A 21,859-nucleotide genomic window follows, 5' to 3' on the forward strand; every position below is an offset into this window, starting at 1 on the left:
AAAAGCGGATGGGGCATAAGTATTTCATTCATTGGTATATCCGAACGATTAGGAGTTATCTCCTAATCGTTCGGGTATTTTTGTTTGTTCGGAAAACGGAAAACAAACTTTTTAAAAATAGTGGAATGGAGAGGTAGACACTCGGCTACAGGGAAATAAAAGATAGGCTGAGACACCAAAGCGCAGCTAAGAGGCTCAGCTGCCTCCCTGCGGAAAGCGAGTGTCTACAGCGAACTTGTTTTTACAACCTACATATTTTAAAAAAGTCATTGTTGGTCTTTGAGAAGGAGTCATTAAGTTATGTCCCAGCCTCTTTTACTCATTATCTGAGAACATATATTTTTTGTAGTGATAGCGGATGGAAAAGATCAAGCTGATCGCTAGCATATTACCAAGCAAGGAGCTTCCTCCATAGCTAATAAACGGTAAGGGAATCCCTGTAATCGGGAGAATACCAATTGTCATTCCAATGTTTTGGAATACATGGAATGTAATCATACTAATCACTCCGACACAAATATAGGAATAGAATGGATTTTTTGTTTCCATCCCCACTTTTGTTATATGAAAGATCAACAAGAAAAACAAACTAATTAAGACACTTGCTCCTATAAACCCAAATTCTTCGCCCACAATACTAAAGATAAAGTCTGTATGACTCTCAGGCAAGTATACCTCTCTCGTTCCATACCCTTTTCCTGTTGTTTCTCCTGAGCCAATTGCAAGCAAGGAACGAGTAAGCTGAAAGCCTGTCGTACTTTGATAATTGTAGGGATCTAGCCAAGAATAGATCCGTCCAAACTGATATTCTTTCACACCCAAATACTTCTCTAGTATATCTGGCTTCCAAAGCACGAAATAAAAGATAACAGAAATAATTGAAACGCCAGATGCAAAGATAGGCAATAGTATCTTCCATGATACACCAGAGATAAAGATCATACCTAGCATAATCGCAATGAACACAAGAGAGGTTCCTAAATCCGGTTGTTTTAGCACAAGAGCAAGTGGAATCATGGTTGTAATACCAATTTTTATTAAGAGCCATAAATCACTTTGAATGGTTTTGATCCGATTTTTTTGCTGATGAGACACGATGACTCGCGCTAATGCAAGAATTAGAAACACCTTAAAAAATTCAGAGGGCTGGAGGGATCCCATGCCTGGAACCTTGTACCAGCTTTTTGCACCATTAATAACAGGAGCGATCGAACTCGGTGCGACAATTAAAAACGAAAGGAGAAAGATCCCAAATCCATAAGCGTACCACGAAAGCTTGAACAATTGTTCCGAGTCTAATGTGATCACAACCGCAATAATCATGGTTCCAATAAAATACCATACGATTTGCTTTAAGAGAAAATTCTCACCATATTGTCCAGTTGTTTGTGCACTATATATCGAGACACAGCTTGCTATAAATAATAGAAGCAATATCGAAACTAACCCAAAATCAAGTCTAGGTGCAGTAGTTTTATTCGAAGTCATGTTTATTCTCCTTTAATGAATCGACAAAGATTATTTAATCTAGTTGGACCTTTAGGTCAAATTCCTCCAAGATGTCATTATGTATAAAATAATCTTGTACAATATTTCATTATATTTTTAATAGGAATAAATCACAACTTTTCCGTGAAGAATGGATATTATTTCATTAACAAATGGATTTTTTTTCAATAACAGGCCTGGTATTTCCCTAAACGATGTTGGTATTACCTAGTTCATCTGATTTTGCTCATAGACATTTTCTTCATTTAAAAATAGCCTCGCATGAGCTCAGTCGCCCATACTGGTTGATGAATCTCACCTTGAGGGCCAAACTCCGCCATATACGGTTTTATATCTAACACAGGCGTTCCATCAATTGCATCTAGATTTTTCACCTTTAGGATCAACCCATCTCGTTGTTCTATCGGACAAATGGTAATCCCAATCTGATTCGGTCGATTCTTTCCTCGTTGACTAAAAATCCCTACCTTTGGCCAGTTCAGATTATTTCGCGGATGACGAGCTCCAACTTCAATACGTTCTTGGTTCACTTCATGCATATAAAAAATAACGATTACATGTGAAAAAGCATCTAATCCATATAAAGCCTCTTCTGTAAAAACGGATGAATCTAGCTCAATAGATGCTTTCTCTCTCCCCCATTCATCATCCTGTTTTAGCTTTCTCGTACTTCTGACAACACCGATGGGTGACATGGAAATATTCATCGAGGCTCCTCCTCTAATTAAATGGCACTCTGCACATTCGTTATAATGAAGTTTTCCCTATTTCCAGGCTGGCTACACGAGCAAATCCTCTTTGTTTAAGTGTAAGATAGCAGCAATATACCCACCTATTTGTTTAATCTAATTGAAATTGCTTCGTCAAGGCTTCAAGGTCATCAGCAATTTCCGCTAGTGCCATTGTCGATGATGACACTTGTTCTATGGCAGCAAGCTGTTCTTCAGTCGAAGCCGCCACACTCATCGAGCGCTCGTTGTTCTTCTTTGAAATGGAAGTAGATTCTTCAATGGATGCTGAAACCTCTTCAGAGTTAGCTGAAATGTTGTGAGTGGCCTCAAGAATCAGCTTGACTTGCTTGTTCATTTCACTCATAGATTGTGAAATCATACCAAATTTTGATTTCGTATCCTGCGTAATATCTATTCCAACTTGAACCTCATGAATCACTTGCTTCATAGCGCTTACAGAGGTATTTGTATCGGATTGAATTTCTTTCACAAGCTCACCAATTTGCTGTGCAGACTGATTTGATTGCTCAGCTAATTTACGTACTTCATCTGCTACTACAGCAAAGCCTTTACCTGCTTCACCTGCTCTGGCAGCTTCAATTGCTGCATTTAATGCAAGTAAATTCGTTTGCTCTGAAATGGCCGAAATGACATTGATAATTTCACCGATTTGATTTGAACGTTCTTGTAGCAATTGAATGGTATGGTCGGATTTTCCAACTGATGCTTGAATTGAATTCATTTGCTCGACTGTTCTTTCAACTGCTACCTCTCCATCTTCTGCTTGCTTGGTGGCTTGTTGGGAAATCATAGATATACTCTCTGTATTATTCGAAATCTCCTGCATCCCCATATTTACTTCTTCCATTGCAATTGAAACCTGCTCCATTCCTCTGGTTTGCTCATCTGAAGCAGACGCAACCTCTTGAATAGCTCTTGCAATTTCTTCTGAAACTTGATTCGTTTCCAGTGAGCTCGAAGCAAGTTGCTCTGAGGAAGCAGCAATTTGAGCAGATGTATGATTCATCTCACCTACTAGTGTTTTTAATCGCTCGATCATCACACTAATGGCGGCTGATAATTGTCCTATTTCATCATTAGCCTTAGTTGAAACCGTGACATTTAATTCCCCATCTGACACTTTTTGAATCGAGTTGATCAAAGCTTTTAACGGGCTGATCACAATTCTTTTTATAAAAAATACTGTAATAAAAGTAGTAATCACTAAAGTGATCATTGTATGAATGTAAACTTCAAAACCTGCGGCTACAAACTTTGTCACATGAGAGTTAATGTAAGCAGAGATTGGCGAGCTAATTAAGAATGAAAGGGCAACAACCACAATCATTTTCAATCGTAAGCTTCTCGTAAAATTGATTCGGTTAATAGAATTTAACAGGTTGCTTCTTTGTTGATTTTTGTCCATTGTCTGGCCTCCTATAGGAAAATCTCTATAAATTCAACACCAGACTATTATACCATTATAGAAAAAACTGGAACACAAATTCGGCTTGAATTGAATCTTTTAACCTATGTATAAAGAATGATAGACGTAGATAAAAAGCACGACCTGTAGGAACGTGCTTTTTAAGTAAATTAACAGCAGCTATTATCCCCTAGTAGAACCAAGCTGTTAGATTTTTGATCATATTGTAAGATTAAACCTTCAACATGTTCAACTACATTTTGTTCAATTGCCACTTGAATCGAGTTGATCATTTGAACTGAATCATTATTATGAGGCTCATCCAGAGCCAGCCCAATTTGAGGACCTCCTCAGCCATAGCCTGCGAAGTAAACACGTATTCCTGTTGCATCTCTTTCTTGAAAAATTTTTTGAAGTAGAACACGAGCTTCATCTGTAATATTCATATAGTCTTCTCATCCTTTCTCTCCTCTTATTATACCCTTATAGGTATATACCTTCAACTCATCTTTCAATTGTTATCTGTATTACTTTTTGAACAAAATGTGACAAACAACCAATCGTCTCTAATAAAACTTAACAATACTTAACAAAAGTCACAGTTTTCCTTTTTGAAATCTTGTATTTTTAGAACGAGCCGTTTAAAGAGGAGGACTTCACTTGAATGAATTTGCTTTGACCGTAGATGAAGTTGCGAAAGCCTTTAAAATTTCCAAACATACTGTTTATGAATTAATTAAACGGGGGGAATTGAAAGCATTTAAAGTAGGGAACAAAATGCGTATCGAAGAAAAGGAGCTCGAGAGATTTAAAGACAGCCAGCGAACGTCACATGGTAATGAGACTTGTTCAAGTACCTCTCCCCCCTTGTCTCTTCATGTAAGTGGGAGTCATGATTTTCTTGTAGAGCATTTAATCAAATACGTTTCTAAACAATCTGGTCTCATGAATATTCATCCAACTTATATCGGTAGTCTTGAGGGGCTAATGATGCTGTATCGAGGAAGTGCGGATCTAGCTGCTATTCATCTACTTGACCCCGCATCACAAGAATATAATCTACCGTTTATACAGCAGTTGTTTGTTCATGAACCCATTACAATGATGCGTCTTGCTGCAAGAGAACAAGGCTTCATTGTTCAGAGGGGAAATCCTAAGAACATACATTGCTTTCAAGACTTAACTCGGAAGGATGTCACGTTTATCAATAGACAGAAAGGTTCAGGTACACGTTTTTTATTTGATTCATTTTTAGCAAAGGAGCATCTCACCCCTTCTCATATTAATGGCTATGAGAATGAAGAATGGAATCACCTCAACATTGCATTAGCAGTTAGTCGTGGGTTCGCAGATGTAGCATTTGGAATTCAGTCTGCTGCTCGTCAGCTTGAATTGGATTTTATCCCTATTGCTAAAGAGCAATTTGACCTTGTTTTTCGTTGGACTCCTCAAAATAAGGACGCATTGGAGCACTTAATGAACATCCTTCAATTCACGACTTTTAAGGAAGAAGTCCTAACGTTAGAAGGTTATGATGCTAGTCAACTTGGAATGATTATCTATGAACATCAATAAATGGAGGCGTAAACATTGAAACTAAACCGATTACTAATTCTTTTCATCGTAATACTCTTAACTGCTTGCGGAGGTACACCAGCTTCTACAGATAAACAACCGGAACAGAAGGTAGAAGAAGCAAAGGACTTAATTCTCGCTACAACTACTAGTACACAAGATAGTGGATTATTAGACGTCCTTATCCCCATGTTTGAAGAAAAAAGTGGGATTAATGTAAAAACGATTGCGGTCGGAACAGGACAAGCATTAGAAATGGGAACAAAGGGTGAAGCAGATGTATTACTTGTTCACGCTCCTGATGCTGAACAAGTAATTGTAGACAGTGGCGATGCCGTCAATCGAAAACGCGTTATGTATAATGATTTTATCATCATAGGTCCTAAGGTAGATCCTGCGAATGTGAAAGGGCTGCCTGTAAAAGAAGCATTCCAATCCCTTTTTGATCAGCAAGGTCCATTTATCTCTCGTGGTGATGATTCAGGGACACATAAAAAGGAGCTAGGAATTTGGAAATCACTATCGATTGACCCATCATCCTTACAAACTTATGTAGAAACTGGACAGGGAATGGGAAGTACTCTTCAAGTAGCTGCAGAGAAACAAGGATATGTATTAACAGATCGGGCGACTTTTTTAGCACAACAAAAGAATCTAGCGGAATTAGAGATTATGGTAGAAGGCGATGAAGACCTGCTGAATATCTATCATGTGATGCAAGTGAATCCAGAGAAGCATACGAATATTAACGGTGAAGGAGCAAATACATTTGTTCAATTTATGATTGCCGATGATATTCAAAAGGTCATTAAAGACTATGGGAAAGAAGAATATGGTCAACCCTTATTCTTCCCCTATTCAGAATAGCAGATAGACTAATGGAGGTAGTATGGATCTCTTACTTGATGGAATGAAAAGAGCGCTTGAAATGATCGTTTCTTTAGACCCGGAAATTATTGAAATTACTTTGTTAACATTAAGGGTTTCGCTGACATCTGTATTGATCAGTACACTGATTGGACTTCCAGTAGGAATGCTATTAGGTTTACGCCGTTTTCCTGGGAGACGCCTTTTACTTGTTTTCATCAATATCGGAATGGGTCTTCCACCCGTAGTAGCAGGACTATGGATTACAATCTTACTTTGGCGATCTGGCCCACTAGGACACTTATCTTTGTTGTTTACACCTACTGCCATTATCCTTGCACAAGTTCTTGTATCGTTACCAATAATCATCGGGCTCACAAGTACTGCGTTCCAACAAATTGAAGACAAAATGCTACTTCAAATTAAAGCACTTGGCGCAACAAAAATACAGACATGTTTGCTCCTGCTTCAACAAACCAAACTTGCCATACTAGCTGCCATTATCGCTGGTTTCGGCCGTGTGATGGCAGAGGTGGGAGCTGCCATGATGGTAGGCGGCAATATACGCGGTGAAACCCGAATTCTAACCACATCTATTGTGATGGAAGTTTCGAAAGGGAATTTCGATATTGCTCTTGCATTATCGTTTATTCTGATGACCCTTGCCTTTATCATTACATTTTGCCTTACGTCTTTACAGCAAAGGAAGCGTTCCTCATGACTCAGCTCATTCAGCTTGAAAATATCATTTATCAGGTGAAGGATCAAACCATCCTCTCCATTCCAAACCTATCCATCTATCAAGGAGAGATTCTAGGGGTGATGGGTCCGAATGGTGCTGGCAAAAGCACTCTCTTAAAAGTTCTTTCTTTCTTAGAAGATGCCACTAGCGGTCAAGTATTCTACAGGCAAAAACCTATTTCAGCGAATACCATTTCCTTAGAAGAACGACGGAAATTTGCTGTGGCTATGCAGCAATCTTTACTATTCGACACTACTGTCTATCAAAACGTAGCAGCTGGTCTTAAAATAAGAAAAGTCTCAAATAAACAGATAGCAGAAAAGGTAGACTATTGGCTGGATAAATTCCAAATCTCTCACTTAACCAAAAAACAGGCGAATTTTTTATCCGGTGGAGAAGCTCAACGAGTCAATCTAGCAAGAGCAATGGCACTTGATCCTGAGGTGTTATTTTTAGATGAACCCTTTTCAGCATTAGATTATCCAACTAAGGTTCATCTCTTAAAAGACTTAAAGAACATACTTAAAAATACAAAGACGACTACCGTATTTATTAGCCACGATCTAACCGAAGTCAAGTATATGACCGACCGCCTATCACTTCTAATAGATGGTCAAATTAAGCAAATTGGTGATACTAGAGCTGTCATTGCCTCCCCTAACTCTGCAACTGCCAGCTTTTTGAATGAATGGAACATGTTAGAGATAGATTAAATGCACTGAAAGAGCTGGGACATAACTAAATGACTCTTTCACAAAGACGAACAAATACTTTATTAAAATAGGTTGTAAAAACAAGGTCGTTTCCACTGCGCTGCAGACACTCACTTTCCGCGGGGAGGTAGCTGAGCCTCCTCGCTGCGCTGTGGGGTCACAGCCTTTCCTCTATTTCCCTTAGTAGTCGAGTGTCTTCCGCTCCATTCCACTATTTTTTAAAAATTTGTTTTCCGAACAACCAAAAATACCCGAACTAGTAAAAAGAGATAACTCCTGATCGTTCGGATAGATCATTGACTGAAATATTTATATCCCAGCCTCATTTACGATGCAGGTAGGCATCTGTCTAGTTCTTCGTTTTTTAGCGGGAAGAAGATTTGCCTGTGAATTTTTACATATATTAGTTAGTATTCAATAGATATTTGCGAATTGCCTATACAGAAAAGAAGTCGCCTGAAACAGGAGGCGACTTTTATATAAATAGGAGGTAATAGGTTGGTGGTTAAAAACGATGACCTTACAGGATGTCTAGTTGAATGATGAGTGCGAGCAGTAATTGAAGCATTAACTGAATGGATACAGCGATATCCGTATCTGTCATGCGAATTGTACAATCTTTTGCATTTTCAACATATACACTTTGACGGTTAACTTGCTGAATTTGCGAGTATTGAAGTAAGTCTTGTGTGACTCTTTCCGCTTCTGCACTATCAAGTATCGTTATATTAATGACAAGAGCAATTGCAACTTGTAAAGCTGCTTGCAAGGAAGCTGCTACTTGAGTTTCTGTGGAGATCACATTTACATTTAAGCAATTTTTTAACACAATTAGTTCATTGGAACGCTGCTCAATATCAGATACTTGTGCAGCGTCTTGTAGATCACCATCACTATTTGCGAAGATATCTAATGGGAACGTGCTTCTTGGATCAAGAGCATTCCAGCTTCTATCACATGCAGCCGCCGCCACTCTTTCTCTTCTATCACAACTTCGATTTCCACTTAACATAATCTAACTCTCTCCTTTTCCTATTAATTTGAGTTTTTCTTTTGTCTAACAAGCTCTCTTAACGTTCTTTTTGTCTTAGGCTTTACGGCATCCTCCGCTGTTACCTCTTTTCCTTCCTTCGCTTTTTGAACAAAGGAATTTACGGATTGTTCAAGGTCTTTCACTAAATCTTTAATGCGTTGTTTCTCGTCATTTGATAGACTTTTCACTTCTATTCCTCTTTCTTTTCGCTTCTTTAATACATCCTTCACATGTAAGCTGACTAGATCTTTGGATAACTTGTTTAATTTATCGTTTAAGTCCAACTTATTTCACCCCCTTAGCTTCTTTACTACTTGTATATGTTTAACCAACTAGATAGAGAGGGCTCATCCCCTATTCTTCTAAAAAAAGGCGTATGGATTGATAGATTTGCCTAGAGGTTGTCCTCTAAATCTGGAGCTAATATTTTTTTATTTTCATGTATAATCCATATTTTTAAGGGGCATACTATTCCTACAAGTGTAAATCCCCCTTTTTCCCTCCCAATTTAATTGGGAGGATTTTTTTGTCTAATTCCAGTTCTATTTTGAAAAATCCCTTCATACAGTTGTACATGATGGAGGGATTGTCTAATGAATACTTCACAAGGTGGACCTTTAAGGCTATTTTTCTATGTAAATGGGTTTATCATGACAACGATTTTAGCTTTTATTGCCGCTGGAATTATGACCACTTACTCTTCTCCTTTTACTTCAGAAACGGCGAAAGCTTGGATGAAGGATGTAAATGCCAATCAATTATTTATGCATGTGATTAAGTCAGAGAATCACGCATTTTTTCCAAATCAAAAAAGTCCTGATCTATATTCAATCTCGGAATTAACCTTCGAACTCGCCACAAATATTCAACCGACAGACATTCGTACATTTGTAAAAAGCGAACTACCAGGGTTATCTATATACGATACAGAAATTGCAGTAGCAGGTTATGGCACAGATTTAACTACACTTCCAGTAGAATCTGCTCCACCAATGGAGGTTCTCCTGCAGGAACGAGCAATCGCGAAGGAAAAGCTCCAGAGCGATCCTGGTGATGGTGTCACACCAGTTGTTCCTGGAGCAAAGTCCGTCTTCATTTATCACACGCATAGCTATGAATCTTTTATTCCACTTCTTCAAGGGGCAAAGTCGAAAGATGATGCCATAAGCTCCAACGAAAAAGTCAATGTCATCGCGCTTGGAAAAAAACTAACCGATGAGCTTGCGAAGTATGGAATCGGAGTTGAACATGACCAAACAAATATGACTGCGGAATTAAAGAAGAAAAGCTGGGATTGGGCTAGTTCCTACTCCCTTTCAAGGGAAATTGTAGAAGCAGCGGTAGCTGAGAATAAAAACCTATCATACTTTATCGATATTCATCGTGACTCACTTTCCCGTGACATTACAACTACCGTTATAAATCAAAAGGAATATGCCAGACTGTTTTTTATTGTAGGAAGAGAAAACAAGAATTACGAGGAGAACTTACAAATCGCGACCGAACTTAATAAAAAGCTAGAGGAAAGATATCCAGGCATTAGCCGTGGGGTTTTTATTAAAGGAAAAAGCGAAGGAAATGGCGTGTATAATCAAGATATTTCGAACAGGGCACTGCTGCTTGAGGTTGGAGGAGTGGAGAATGACTTGACAGAACTGAACAACTCAATTAAAGCATTCGCCGAAATCTTTAGTGAGTTCTATAAGAAGGCTGAGATGGTGAATGGCTAATCAATTGTATGTATCCCATTATTGTCTTATTTGGACTTTGGTAAGCACCCTAATTACTTACCAACTTTTTAATCTATCTTCTATCACGGTCTCATGTTTTTTATCAGGAATCATTCTAGCAATAATCAACTTGATTGAAGATGAGCTGAAGGATAAAGAAACATCATAGCCAAGATGCTTCTTATATGCGATATATAGGTACTAAAGAGAGAACTATGGTCAAACAGGAGCGAGCACTCGAAAAAGAAGCGTTCGCTCCAAATCCTATATGATTAAGCTTATCCTTCTACCGCTTCTTTATCCACATGTCCGTTTTGCACACGAACCACCTTATGTGTCTTTTCCTGTTGAATAACAAAAAAACCATTGGAAAAGTTTGTGGATAACTCTCGAAAGAAAGTTCCTTTGAGACTGCCCTTCTCTTCTGATTTTTCAAGAAGCAGTTCATAGTGTTCATTTTTCTTAATCAATTGCGCTTGGATACCACGGTCACAGGACTCTGAAGGGTCGTAAAGATCACGCTGCACCTCCACCACATGAAGGTCCACTCCTTCTAGCTCTTGAAAAAGCTCATTAATAAGCGAATTTCTAAACACCTGCTCAAGCTTTGTTTGTACAGCCTGTCCAATGACAATTTGTGTAATGTGATGGGTCTTCGTCGTTTCTGAAATGACTTCAGATACTTTTCTTCCCTCTGAAGGGACTGAAAGCATCTTTATATCATGTTTCTCAGCAAGTGATTCAAAAAGTAGCCGTGTTTGTAGCTGATTGAAATCTAAATCGTCCATTTTTCCATTAAAGACGGACAAGATGTAACAATCTCCCCCAAAAGCATCTGCTAATCGTTTTCCTCTCTGAATCAATCGTTCTCCATGATTCGGATTGCTTACACAAATTAATATACTTTCCTTCATCAACATCACCCCTGCATGATCTATCAAGAGTTTTCTATACTCCTTTTAGTATAACATAGCCCTTCCAGTAAAAACCAAAGTGCTTTCCTTTTGTTCTATAGGGGTTTCTGTTTGCTCGAGCATTTATTCTCGATTCACTTCTAGCTTTTGTTAAAGTTGTGATTTCACTTCATTCTGTGAATCCTTCTTTAACTAATCCTACCAAATAGTTTCCAGAGAGAGACTAATCATAAAGTCTATCGATATTTTTTCCTCAAATGGTGATTTAATGGGTTTATACTATTAAAATAGTAATAACATCATTCCTATAGAGGTGCCAAATGGAGCATTTTATACACGAACACTTCCATCATAACCCATTACTTGTAATTTTATCCTATATGATAGCTACATTGTCCGCTTATGCATCAATTGATCTCGCAAAAAGGGTTCGACATTCACAAAATCTCGTAAAACTCTTCTGGTTACTCTTAGGCGGCTCAGCATTAGGAATTGGCATATGGTCTATGCATTTCATTGCCATGCTTGCTTATAATTTTCAATTTCCTGTTTATTATGATCCTTTCTTAGTACTCTTATCGGTGATTATTGCCGTAATCGGATGTATTCTTGGTTTTTTCATTGCGTCTGGTCAATCTCTTTTCTTTTTAAGGTTTATCTTATCGGGTACTTTCATGGGTGGATGTATCGTTGGTATGCATTATGTTGGAATGGAAGCTACTATGCCTGTTGTCATTACCTATAATGAAGCGCTATTTACTTTATCGATTATCATTGCTATTTTCTCTTCTAAGGTCGCATTGTGGATTGGTTTCTTCTCTCCTTTCACTCGAAAAGAAATCTCATGGAAATTAAAATTACTTTTTTCCGTTATCATGGCTATCGCTATAACAGGAATGCACTATACCGGGATGGCCGCTACCAATATTTCAAGAGATTCAACATTAGTAGGTTTACATACGAAACATATGTTAGACAACCATTTATTAGCATGGATTGTTGTTATCGGAACTTTGTTCGTCTTTTTTGGATTCTTTTTCTCGCTTTCGTATAATAAGCTATCTCGGAAGCACGCAGTCTTTCAAAGTACGATTCTCGATTCAGCAACAGATGGAATAGTTGTGTCAGATGATAAAGGAATGATTCTTCACGCAAACCCTGCCTTTTACCAATTAGTCGATCAAAACAAACAACTGAAATCGAATTTATCTTTACAAGACTACATTCCTGATTTTAGCAATAATTACTTATATAATCACGACTATCAACTAACTGTTAAACAGCGAATCATCGAATTAAAAACACATCCAATCATTGAAGAAAATAAGAAAAGTTCTTTATGGTTTTTCAAAGATATAACAGAAACAATTGAATCCAAGAAGAAAATCGAATTTCTGGCTTATCATGATCCACTAACCGGTCTGCCTAATCGTTACAAATTAGATCAAGAGCTAACCACCCTAATAGAGAAAGAACTAGAAGTGGCTTGTATCTTTCTAGATCTTGATCGATTAAAATTCACCAATGATACTTTAGGGCACCAAGCTGGCGACGCACTTTTAAGCTATGTTGCAAAACGATTAAAGAAGGTCGTTAATGAAAAAGGCATATTAGCTCGCGTAGGTGGAGATGAATTTATCATCCTACTTTTTGGAGATCAGGTAGCGTTTGCGGAGAACCTAACAAGTAAAATTATTGAAGAGATGGAAATTCCATTCACCATCAATCGTTCGCAAATAAGAGTTACAGTCAGTGCAGGAGTAGCAATCTATCCTTCAGATGCCGCGAATGCTAGTGAATTAATACGTTTTGCCGACTTAGCAATGTATGAGTCAAAAAGAAATGGCAAAAATCGAGTTACTTTCTTTAATCGCCTACTAAACGAAAAATTAAAACGTTCCGTACAAATTGAGAAGGCACTAGTCCAAGCGATAAGCCGCAACGAGTTATACCTTCTTTATCAACCAAAAATTGAAGTTACAACAGGGAAAATCTCCGGTGTAGAGGCATTGTTACGCTGGAATCATCCAGAACTTGGTCATATATCACCAGTTGAATTTATCCCAATTGCCGAAGAAAAAGATTTGATATGTGAATTAGGTGACTGGGTGCTAAAAGAAGCCTGTGCACAATCGGTTGAGTGGAACGATAAAAATCAGCAACCAATGAAGATTGCCGTAAACATATCACCTTTACAATTTTCCAAAGAAGATTTTCTTACAAGACTTAAAGAAATTATTGGAGAAACAAAAATGGATCCACGTGACTTAGAATTAGAAATCACAGAATCTTCTTCATTAGCTTTTGAGGAGCAAGTAGGAATAAAGCTGAACCAAATAAAAGAAATGGGAATCAGTATTTCATTAGATGACTTTGGTACAGGCTATTCATCATTTAAACATCTTAATCAACTGCCAATTGAAGTATTAAAAATCGATAAATCTTTTGTTGATCAACTCATTGGAAACAGTGATCAAGAGTCAATAGTTCGCTCGATGATTCAGCTTGGACACAACCTAAATATGAAAGTTCTTGTGGAGGGTGTAGAAAGTAAGTCACAAGTCGATTGGCTTACTCGTGAGAGCTGCGATTTGATTCAAGGCTATTACTATAGTAAGCCTGTCAGTCCTAACGAAATACTAGAAATGCTTCAGCAGTATGAATGACTCTGATCGTATTACTCCTTAACATAAGATTTGGCAGCACTGAATTCCCAAAAACGATTCTTCCCTCCACCTTTTTGTAGTACAATTAGGAATAAATAAGTAAATACGGATGAATCGTTTTATATAGGGGAAAACCATATGAATATATTATTAAAAGTGAAAAGTATTCTATTTTTTATTCTTGGAATGATCTCGCTTGGACTCGGAATTGCAGGCACTGTGTTGCCCGTTCTGCCAGGAGGTCCTTTCTATTTGTTTGCGGCTTTTTGCTTTGCGAAAAGCTCGAAACGAATTGAACATTGGTTTAAAAATACATGGATTTATGAAAAATATGTAGAACCACTAGTACTGAAAACAGGGATGCCCCTTAAGGAAAAGATTCGAATAAATATCATTGCGGATTTTTTCATTGTTTTATCTATCATTCTAGTAGATATTTTATTCGTCAGAATCCTATTATTAGGCATGGCCTTTTACAAACATTATTACTTTATTAAAAAGATAAAAACCATTCCGCTTCAAAGCCACTTGAAAAAAAAGGCGAATTAAGTGCTTGAATATCCTTTCTCTAAAATACTGAATACAAACAACACTTGCTGGTAAACAATAATCATGAATTCATGAAAAAAGGAGAGCAAGTGATGACGAAAAAGTATAATAAGGGTAGTGAAAATCAAAATGGTGCTAAACGGGGCGGACAGCTAAACTCCGATATGAGTGGAGATAATAGCAAAGGAAATAAACGAAACAAAGATCAAAAAGATAAAACCGATTTATACGAATGATGTAGAGGTTTGGCCATTTTATATGGTCAAACCTCTTTTTCTAATCTTCTTCTGGCAGTGCGTTGGGAGAGTTAATAAATGCTGGGGCGACAGAATTAAGCTCGCGATGATTTCGATAAAATTCATTTTCGAGCTTCATATTGGCTGAAGCAGAATCGTTCCCCTTAAAGACTTCATCATAGTCTCCTTCATGAAATTGTTGATTCAATTCCATATTCGTTTCACTCGCATTGAGTTTCTTCTTCATCGTCATCCTCCTTTCCCCTTTAGTATCATCAACTATTTCTTTTTCAACCACATACATAATAATCTTTCTCTATCTACAGTCTAATGATGAAGGAGGTGCTGGAATATGGAACCGAAAAAACCTGGTAGTGAGAAGATGCCTGATTTTGACTCATTAAGTGATCGTGTAATTGCCAAAGGAGCATCACAGCCCATGCTAGTGATTAAAACCAATCTTGATCCGACGGATTCTACAGAAGATAATCCTTACTTTAAGAATGAATCAAATTCAGACATTAAAGCATTTCGAGACTATTTCACAGACTAGGTCCGACTAAACCAGCAGATCAACTGCTGGTTTCATTAGTTTCTTAAAGGAAATTACCTCCTGTACATCGAAACAATACACAGATGAAACAATGTCTTCTCCACTTGGCAGCTAGTTGCGTTCTAGTCTCGTATACCCCCAATTCATTCAGCAATCTACTCTCCCATCGGCACATTCTAACACACTGAAAATTGAAGCATCATGTGAAGATTGTATAATTTATAGATGAATCCATTTAAAGGGGCCTATTGAAATGAAGCTGGATGATTTTATTTATAAATGGTTTTTAATTTGGTATGTTTGCGGTGTTGTTCTGCTAAGCTTTGACCTTCTGCCCCCATGGCTTGAGTGGTCAAATGCAGTTTTTTTAATATTGGCTGGATTACTTGCAGCCATCTTTTTCTATAAAGTCTTTGGGAACAGGATCGGAATCAGTCTAATTTTCATTATTTTTTGTTTTTCCTTTGTAGCAGAGTATCTTGGCGCTACACATGGAATATTGTTTGGAGAATATCGATATACAAGTGCGTTTGATCCACGCCTTTGGGATGTACCTATTGGCATTGGTTTCGCTTGGTTAATGGTCATGGGTACTTCACATGTGCTTGCAAAAAGAATCATGCCAAATAGCAAGCTTTTATACGCCTTTCTTGGAGGAATGATCGCAGTTATCATTGACCTTATTATTGATCCAGTGGCCTATCAGGTGAAAGGATATTGGATTTGGGAAGAACCAGGTTTTTACTACCATATTCCGTTTAGCAACTTTGTTGGATGGTTTGTTGTTGCCTTCCTTCTTCACCTTGTAATCATTTCCTTTTCAGAAAGGGCTCAACCCAACCCGTTATGGGAAAAGAGAATGGGCATCTTATTCATCCTAATGATTTCCATGTTTGTTCTACTTGGAATCATCGGCAAACTTTGGTTAGCAAGTGCCCTCACAACTTTATTAGCTGCCCTTGTCATCTATTTTGCGGTAAAAGGTAGGCTTTCCAATGATTGAGGCAAAGAAAAACAAACTTTTTCAGAAACTATTTAAGATCTATCATCGGCAGCTGCTACGTTCTTCATTTGAACAGTTTTATTGGCTTGAAGAAGAGAAACTTCCTCCCACTGCAATTTACATTGCCAATCATAGCTCATGGTGGGATGGTCTCGTATTTTTTCAATTAAACCAATCCGTCCTCCCAAAGGAGCTCTATGTAATGATGCATGAATCTGGAATAAGAAAATATCCCTTTTTTCAAAAGCTCGGCGCCTTTTCAGTGAATCGAGACAGCCCAAAGGATATTATCAAGTCTTTGAATTACGCACAACAATTAATTCAAGAAGGGAAAAGTGTCGGGCTATTTCCACAAGGAGACGAATATCACTTAGAGAAAAGACCTCTCTCTTTTCAACCAGGTGTGACTTATCTATTAGAAAAGTGCCCTGATACGCCTTTAATCCCGCTCAGCTTCTACTATTCCTTTGGTCACAATCGAAAGCCAGAATTCTGGGGATTAGCTGGTAAGCCTATTTGGTTAGAGAATTTAAAAGGAGCCAACCGAAACGAAAAAACCAGAGAAATTGAAAAAATGACTACCCAGCAATTGGATGTATTAAAGCAAATGGTCATTCAAGAAGAAACAAGGAGATTTATTACTTTACTATAGAGGTGCTTACTATGCTCTTATACTACATCATTATTCTAACTAGCTTTCTTGCTTGGACCGCTGTGAATGCGTGCTTTCTTCCATCTCTACAGAAGAAAGCACGTCTCTCCCATTATCCTCTTGTATCCGTGCTTATTCCTATGCGAAACGAGGAAAGAAATGTTGCGAGCCTAATCGAGTCACTCCAATCGCTTACTTACCCTCAATTGGAATTTATCATACTTGATGATCAATCAACTGATCATACATCAGCGTTGCTTGCGAAACATACGCAGAATGACTTACGCTTTCGCGTAATGAACGGAAGGAGACTGCCTTCCGATTGGATTGGAAAAGTCCATGCGTGCCAGCAATTACAGAAGGAAGCCAAAGGCGATTACTTCCTTTTTCTAGATGCAGACGTTCGCCTGAAGGCACATACGGTTGAAAAGACCCTTGCTCTTCTTCTTCAAAAAAAAGGAAAGCTTCTTACTGGTTTTTCAGCTTTTGAGGTACCCACTTTTCTTAGTAAGTTGCTTGTTCCTATGCAGCACTTTGTTGTACTCTTTCACCTTCCACTCATGATAGCAAATCGAACGAACATGCCTGCAGCTACTGCTGCTCACGGAGCTTTTATGTTCTTTGAGCGAAAGACTTATCAACAGCTAGGAGGTCATAAGAAAGTACGTTCATCTCTAGTTGAGGATGTACACCTAGCTAGAGAAATGAAAAAGGAGGGGCACAAGGTCATTCTTGCGAATATTACGGCAGATGTGAATTGCCGAATGTATGAAACCAATCAAGAGGTGTGGGAAGGGTTCTTAAAAAATATATTTAATGGACTAGGAAGGTCGACTAGTATGGTATGGCTATTATCTCTTTTCTATGGATTATTTTATGCTGGTCCACTTATCTTTCTTGTCATGAGCTTAATTACGTTAAATGGATACTATACGATTCCCTATTTCATCATAGCTGCCCAAGCTTTATTCGTTCATTATGTAACAAATCAACGGCTAGCTCTTTCTTTATTAATGCCTCTTTCCGCTATCTCATTTATTATCATAATGAATGCCTCTATGTTTAAAGCATGGTTTAAGCAATCCTATGTATGGAAAGGAAGACATTACTCATGAAAAAAGTAGCAATAATAGGAGGAGGACTCGGAGGACTTTCTGCTGCCATTACACTTGCCAATGCCGGATTTGATGTAGAAGTTTTTGAAAAAAACGGGCACTTAGGCGGAAAACTTATGCAGGTCCAGCTCAATGATTATTCCTTTGATTTCGGACCAAACACCATTACAATGCCGTCTGTGTTTAAGAAGGTTATTGAGCAAACGGGAGAAACTGCGGCAGATTACTTTGAATTAGTTAAGCTGGATTCACACACTCGAAATTTCTTCCCGGATGGGACTTCCTTTGACTTTATTAGCAATCAAACGGATATGCTTGACCAGCTAAAGCAATTGGATCCAATTGGAGCCTCTCAGTACGAGGCTTTTATTCATGAAATTACTAGACTTCATGAGCTTTCAGAAAAGTATTTTCTCCATCGAACATTTCAGTCATGGCGAGATTATGCTTCTCCAACACTTGGGGCTGCCCTGTTACAGGTCCGGCCGTTAGAAACATTGGATCATTTCTTCCGTTCCTATTTTTCGAATGAAAACGTGGTCCAAGCTTATAACCGGTACGCAACATATATTGGCTCTTCCCCCTATCAAGCTCCTGCGACCTTTGCGATGATTGCTTACTTAGAGATGGTCGAAGGTGTTTATTATGTAAAAGGAGGAAATGTGAAAATTGCTGAAGCATTCACAGCCTTGGCACAGAAGCTCGGTGTAAAGCTTCACCTAGAAACAAGAGTAGCTAAGATCACCGTTGATAACAAACAAGCACAAGAAATTGTTTTGGAGAGCGGTGAAGCTGTCTCAGCCGATCATATCATTATGAACGCCGACCTACTGCAAGCATTTCCGGAGCTCGTCGATGAAGAACATCGACCATCACTTTCTAACAAAAAAGTATCTCAATTAGAGCCTTCTGTATCTGCATATGTGATCTTAGCGGGACTAAACAAACAAATTTCAGACCTCCAGCATCATAATGTGTTTTTCTCAAAGGATTATGTAGGCGAATTCACCACCTTATTCAACCAGCAGCAATATGCCAAAGAGCCAACTGTGTATGTTTGCAATTCGTCTTTCACTGACTCAAACCGCTCTCCAAAAGGAGACAATTTGTTTATTTTAGTCAATGCTCCTGCCCTTACATGGAATGGGGAGCTTCAAATCGATCCCCTTCTATATAAAAAGACAGTTTTTAACCAGCTTCGCCAATTTGGTGTGGATATTGAACCATTTATTGAAGTGGAGAAAATCATTACGCCGAAAGAAATTGCTGAACAATTTGGTGCTTACCGTGGTGCCCTTTACGGTCTTTCTGCAAACAAGAAGAAAGACGCCTTTCTCCGCCCACGAAATAAAAGCAAAGATATCCACAATTTGTATTTTGTAGGAGGAAGCACACATCCGGGCGGCGGTTCCCCAATGGTCACATTAAGTGGCATGAACGTAGCAAGAGAGTTGATCCACCTTCATAACGAATAGAAGTAAACGAAAGAAGCGGTCATAATCCCCCACCTCCCAAAAGAACCATCATACAACTCGAAGCATTCTTGTTAAGAAGATGCTTCTTTTTTTTCGTCTCAACATTATGCAATAAATAAATTTACACCACTTATTACTAGAGCCCTTTTATTAAATGGAGTTGTAGGCGTATGGTTTGGTTATTTATTTTGGAAGAAAGGCCTTGTCTATGCCATGGTTGCCCACATGTTCTTCCACATTGCCAACTTTACAGTTTGGATGAATATCTTTAACTAAATCATTTTCTTAAAATAGTGTTCCACTCAATTTAAGTATGATTATTACGGCTCAAGCTGTAGACAAATTTGTTGTATTTTTATTTGTCTACAGTCTTTTTTTTATTGAATAAGGGTATATTCAATTAAACAGTCATTGAGACTACATTCAAAATTGGCTTATGAAGTTTACTCACCATCAGCGTTGAAAGCAGGACAGGTGATATTTAGCGCTATTGAGGCTTGGCGAACATCCGGAAAGCAAGCCACTGAAGCGGAAATCACCTTGATTGTCACATTCGATTACGGCGAACATATGTAAAAGATCTTTTGTTTAATCATTTTTCTGCTTACTTTGGAGCTTGAATACGTTTATTCCAGTTATAAAAGCCAAACGAGTGATTGGAGCGGAAGGGGCTAGACTCCTGGGGGATTAGTGTTACAGCCGAGACCCCGCAGGACGAAGGACGAGGAGGCTTGGCGAACCCCCCCCCCGGAAAGCAAGCCACTGAAGCGGAAATCACCTTGTATCATCCAAAAATATGAAATTATATCAATCTAACCTTCTAACAAACTCTTTCGTTGACTTTTTTTCCAGTATATTGTAACTTATTAAAGCATAGTAAATATATTGGAATTATAAGTTTTTAAACTTAGATTCTGTCAATATATATTGAATAGAATCAAAACAACACAAGGAGTGATTCCATTGGATTTATTTTTAGTCATTGTGAATATTGCTATTTTGCTTGTTCTCATTGGAGTTCTTATCCGAATGCAGCAGAAGCATGTATCATTTAGCAAAAGAGTTTTCGCCGGTCTAGGCTTTGGAGTATTACTTGGTGCTTACCTACAGATAGCCTTTGGCTCAAGCTCAGAGATTGTAGCAACAACCTCTGACTGGTATAGCATCGTTGGAAGCGGTTATGTTCGTTTACTTATGATGATCGTTGTTCCGCTAATTATGGTTTCTATCATTCAATCAATCATAAATCTCGAAAAGTCATCAGAACTTGGAAAAATTTCTGGATGGATTATCGGAATTCTAGTTTCAACTGCTATGGTATCCGCACTAGTTGGTGTAGGGACTTCTCTTGTCTTTGACTTAAACGCTGAGCAAATCGAAGCCGGTCAAGCCGAGCAAGATCGTGGAATTTATTTAGAAGAGAAGCTTACTGAAGTACAAAATATGAGTACACCTAAAAAGATTCTTGAATTTATCCCATCTAATCCATTTCAGGATATGACAGGTGCTCGAGCAACTTCAACCATCGCGGTAGTCATATTCTCAGCGATTGTTGGAATTGCTGTGTTAGGGGTCAGAAGGAAAAAGCCAGATGAAGCCGCCTTATTCATTAAAGGGGTTAATGCAGTATACGCTGTCGTCATGCGAATTGTAACGCTTGTTCTTCGCTTAACTCCGTACGGAATACTCGGCCTTATGGCAAGCACAGTTGCTCGCACAGATGTAGCTGGTATAGTAGAGCTTGGAAAATTTGTAATGGCTTCCTATGTAGCATTAGCAGTTATGTTTGTCATTCATTTATTAATGATCTCATTTGCTGGATTAAACCCACTTACCTACTTGAAAAAAGTATTGCCAGTTCTAAGCTTTGCTTTCACATCACGTTCAAGTGCAGGTACAATTCCTTTAAACATCTCTGCACAGAAGAACAGCCTTGGTGTAGATGAAGGGGTAGCGAATATGTCAGCTTCCTTTGGTGCAACAATAGGCCAGAATGGTTGCGCTGGCATTTATCCAGCCATGCTTGCGGTCATGATCGCGCCTACGGTTGGCATTGATCCACTTAGTCCTGGATTTATCTTGCAGCTCGTTATTATTATCGGAATAAGTTCATTTGGTGTAGCAGGTGTAGGCGGAGGAGCTACTTTTGCCGCGTTAATCGTCCTTTCTTCGATGAACCTGCCAGTCGCTTTAGCTGGATTGCTCATCTCTGTTGAACCACTAATTGATATGGGTCGTACAGCCCTTAATGTGAATGGAGCGATGACATCAGGTACGCTTACATCGCGCATCTTGAAAAGATTTAACATAGAAAAGTTCAATGATAAAAATGCCGTTGAAAAAGATATAGCTGTATAACTTGAAAAAGCG

At 38.4% G+C, this 21,859-nt stretch carries 21 protein-coding genes; 14 read left to right on the forward strand and 7 right to left on the reverse strand.

Annotated features, from left to right (window positions below; genetic code table 11):
- Window positions 1-315: 315 nt before the first annotated feature.
- The 3 genes from LS684_RS17840 to LS684_RS17850 form a co-directional block, all read right to left on the reverse strand.
- Window positions 316-1,488, reverse strand: a complete 1,173-nt coding sequence (locus tag LS684_RS17840; RefSeq protein ID WP_233808000.1) for an FtsW/RodA/SpoVE family cell cycle protein — start codon at window positions 1,486-1,488, stop codon at window positions 316-318.
- Window positions 1,489-1,754: 266 nt separating this feature from the next.
- Entirely contained in the window at window positions 1,755-2,216 is a 462-nt protein-coding gene (gene tsaA / locus LS684_RS17845) for a tRNA (N6-threonylcarbamoyladenosine(37)-N6)-methyltransferase TrmO (RefSeq protein WP_233808002.1), read from the reverse strand.
- A 133-nt stretch (window positions 2,217-2,349) separates the two neighbouring features.
- A complete protein-coding gene (locus tag LS684_RS17850; RefSeq protein ID WP_233808006.1) occupies window positions 2,350-3,666 on the reverse strand; it encodes a methyl-accepting chemotaxis protein in 1,317 nt (438 codons plus the stop codon).
- 660 nt (window positions 3,667-4,326) lie between these two features.
- On the opposite strand from LS684_RS17850, the gene LS684_RS17855 reads away from it, so the two are divergent.
- Genes LS684_RS17855 through LS684_RS17870 form a run of 4 tightly spaced genes read left to right on the forward strand, consistent with a single transcriptional unit; the run spans window position 4,327 to window position 7,563 of the window.
- Complete coding sequence (locus LS684_RS17855; protein ID WP_233808007.1) at window positions 4,327-5,241, forward strand: helix-turn-helix transcriptional regulator; 915 nt, start codon at window positions 4,327-4,329, stop codon at window positions 5,239-5,241.
- Between the two features lie 15 nt (window positions 5,242-5,256).
- Window positions 5,257-6,108, forward strand: coding sequence for an ABC transporter substrate-binding protein (locus LS684_RS17860; RefSeq protein WP_233808008.1), 852 nt, complete (start codon window positions 5,257-5,259; stop codon window positions 6,106-6,108).
- Window positions 6,109-6,130: 22 nt separating this feature from the next.
- On the forward strand, window positions 6,131-6,829 hold the full coding sequence (locus LS684_RS17865; protein WP_233808013.1) for an ABC transporter permease: 699 nt from the start codon (window positions 6,131-6,133) through the stop codon (window positions 6,827-6,829).
- A complete protein-coding gene (locus tag LS684_RS17870) occupies window positions 6,826-7,563 on the forward strand; it encodes an ABC transporter ATP-binding protein (protein ID WP_233808014.1) in 738 nt (245 codons plus the stop codon). Before LS684_RS17865 ends, LS684_RS17870 begins: the two co-directional genes overlap by 4 nt.
- 520 nt (window positions 7,564-8,083) lie before the next feature.
- Here the strand turns inward: LS684_RS17870 and LS684_RS17875 are convergent.
- Together LS684_RS17875 and LS684_RS17880 are read right to left on the reverse strand one after the other, a co-directional pair.
- Window positions 8,084-8,575, reverse strand: a complete 492-nt coding sequence (locus LS684_RS17875) for a spore coat protein (protein ID WP_233808015.1) — start codon at window positions 8,573-8,575, stop codon at window positions 8,084-8,086.
- A gap of 23 nt (window positions 8,576-8,598) precedes the next feature.
- Window positions 8,599-8,880: a hypothetical protein gene (locus tag LS684_RS17880; protein WP_233808016.1), complete on the reverse strand. Its 282-nt coding sequence runs from the start codon at window positions 8,878-8,880 to the stop codon at window positions 8,599-8,601.
- 309 nt (window positions 8,881-9,189) lie between these two features.
- On the opposite strand from LS684_RS17880, the gene spoIIP reads away from it, so the two are divergent.
- The gene (gene spoIIP, locus LS684_RS17885; protein ID WP_233808017.1) at window positions 9,190-10,326 is read left to right on the forward strand and encodes a stage II sporulation protein P; all 1,137 of its coding nucleotides are present in this window, start codon (window positions 9,190-9,192) and stop codon (window positions 10,324-10,326) included.
- 278 nt (window positions 10,327-10,604) lie between these two features.
- Here spoIIP and LS684_RS17890 read toward each other — a convergent pair whose 3' ends face one another.
- A complete protein-coding gene (locus tag LS684_RS17890; RefSeq protein WP_233808019.1) occupies window positions 10,605-11,240 on the reverse strand; it encodes a universal stress protein in 636 nt (211 codons plus the stop codon).
- Window positions 11,241-11,560: 320 nt separating this feature from the next.
- Here LS684_RS17890 and LS684_RS17895 point away from each other — a divergent pair, with 320 nt between their 5' ends.
- From LS684_RS17895 to LS684_RS17905, 3 genes are all read left to right on the forward strand, one after another.
- Window positions 11,561-13,906: a bifunctional diguanylate cyclase/phosphodiesterase gene (locus LS684_RS17895; protein ID WP_233808023.1), complete on the forward strand. Its 2,346-nt coding sequence runs from the start codon at window positions 11,561-11,563 to the stop codon at window positions 13,904-13,906.
- Between the two features lie 138 nt (window positions 13,907-14,044).
- Window positions 14,045-14,455: a YbaN family protein gene (locus LS684_RS17900; RefSeq protein ID WP_233808025.1), complete on the forward strand. Its 411-nt coding sequence runs from the start codon at window positions 14,045-14,047 to the stop codon at window positions 14,453-14,455.
- A 92-nt stretch (window positions 14,456-14,547) separates the two neighbouring features.
- Window positions 14,548-14,691: a hypothetical protein gene (locus tag LS684_RS17905; RefSeq protein ID WP_233808027.1), complete on the forward strand. Its 144-nt coding sequence runs from the start codon at window positions 14,548-14,550 to the stop codon at window positions 14,689-14,691.
- A 40-nt stretch (window positions 14,692-14,731) separates the two neighbouring features.
- On the opposite strand, the gene LS684_RS17910 is transcribed toward LS684_RS17905, so the two are convergent.
- Window positions 14,732-14,938: a hypothetical protein gene (locus LS684_RS17910; protein WP_233808029.1), complete on the reverse strand. Its 207-nt coding sequence runs from the start codon at window positions 14,936-14,938 to the stop codon at window positions 14,732-14,734.
- Window positions 14,939-15,043: 105 nt separating this feature from the next.
- Here LS684_RS17910 and LS684_RS17915 point away from each other — a divergent pair, with 105 nt between their 5' ends.
- From LS684_RS17915 to LS684_RS17945, 6 genes are all read left to right on the forward strand, one after another.
- Entirely contained in the window at window positions 15,044-15,244 is a 201-nt protein-coding gene (locus tag LS684_RS17915; RefSeq protein WP_233808031.1) for a hypothetical protein, read from the forward strand.
- A gap of 253 nt (window positions 15,245-15,497) precedes the next feature.
- Window positions 15,498-16,247 carry a carotenoid biosynthesis protein gene (locus tag LS684_RS17920; RefSeq protein ID WP_233808033.1) on the forward strand — a complete coding sequence of 250 codons (750 nt, stop codon included), beginning with the start codon at window positions 15,498-15,500 and terminating at the stop codon, window positions 16,245-16,247.
- Complete coding sequence (locus tag LS684_RS17925; RefSeq protein ID WP_233808035.1) at window positions 16,240-16,899, forward strand: lysophospholipid acyltransferase family protein; 660 nt, start codon at window positions 16,240-16,242, stop codon at window positions 16,897-16,899. The genes LS684_RS17920 and LS684_RS17925 overlap by 8 nt, the downstream gene beginning before the upstream one ends.
- A gap of 11 nt (window positions 16,900-16,910) precedes the next feature.
- A complete protein-coding gene (locus LS684_RS17930; protein ID WP_233808036.1) occupies window positions 16,911-18,014 on the forward strand; it encodes a glycosyltransferase family 2 protein in 1,104 nt (367 codons plus the stop codon).
- Entirely contained in the window at window positions 18,011-19,489 is a 1,479-nt protein-coding gene (locus tag LS684_RS17935) for a phytoene desaturase family protein (RefSeq protein WP_233808038.1), read from the forward strand. Before LS684_RS17930 ends, LS684_RS17935 begins: the two co-directional genes overlap by 4 nt.
- A gap of 963 nt (window positions 19,490-20,452) precedes the next feature.
- Window positions 20,453-21,847 carry an L-cystine transporter gene (locus LS684_RS17945; RefSeq protein ID WP_233808040.1) on the forward strand — a complete coding sequence of 465 codons (1,395 nt, stop codon included), beginning with the start codon at window positions 20,453-20,455 and terminating at the stop codon, window positions 21,845-21,847.
- The last annotated feature ends 12 nt before the right edge of the window (window positions 21,848-21,859 follow it).

The sequence above is a fragment of the Cytobacillus spongiae genome, assembly GCF_021390075.1.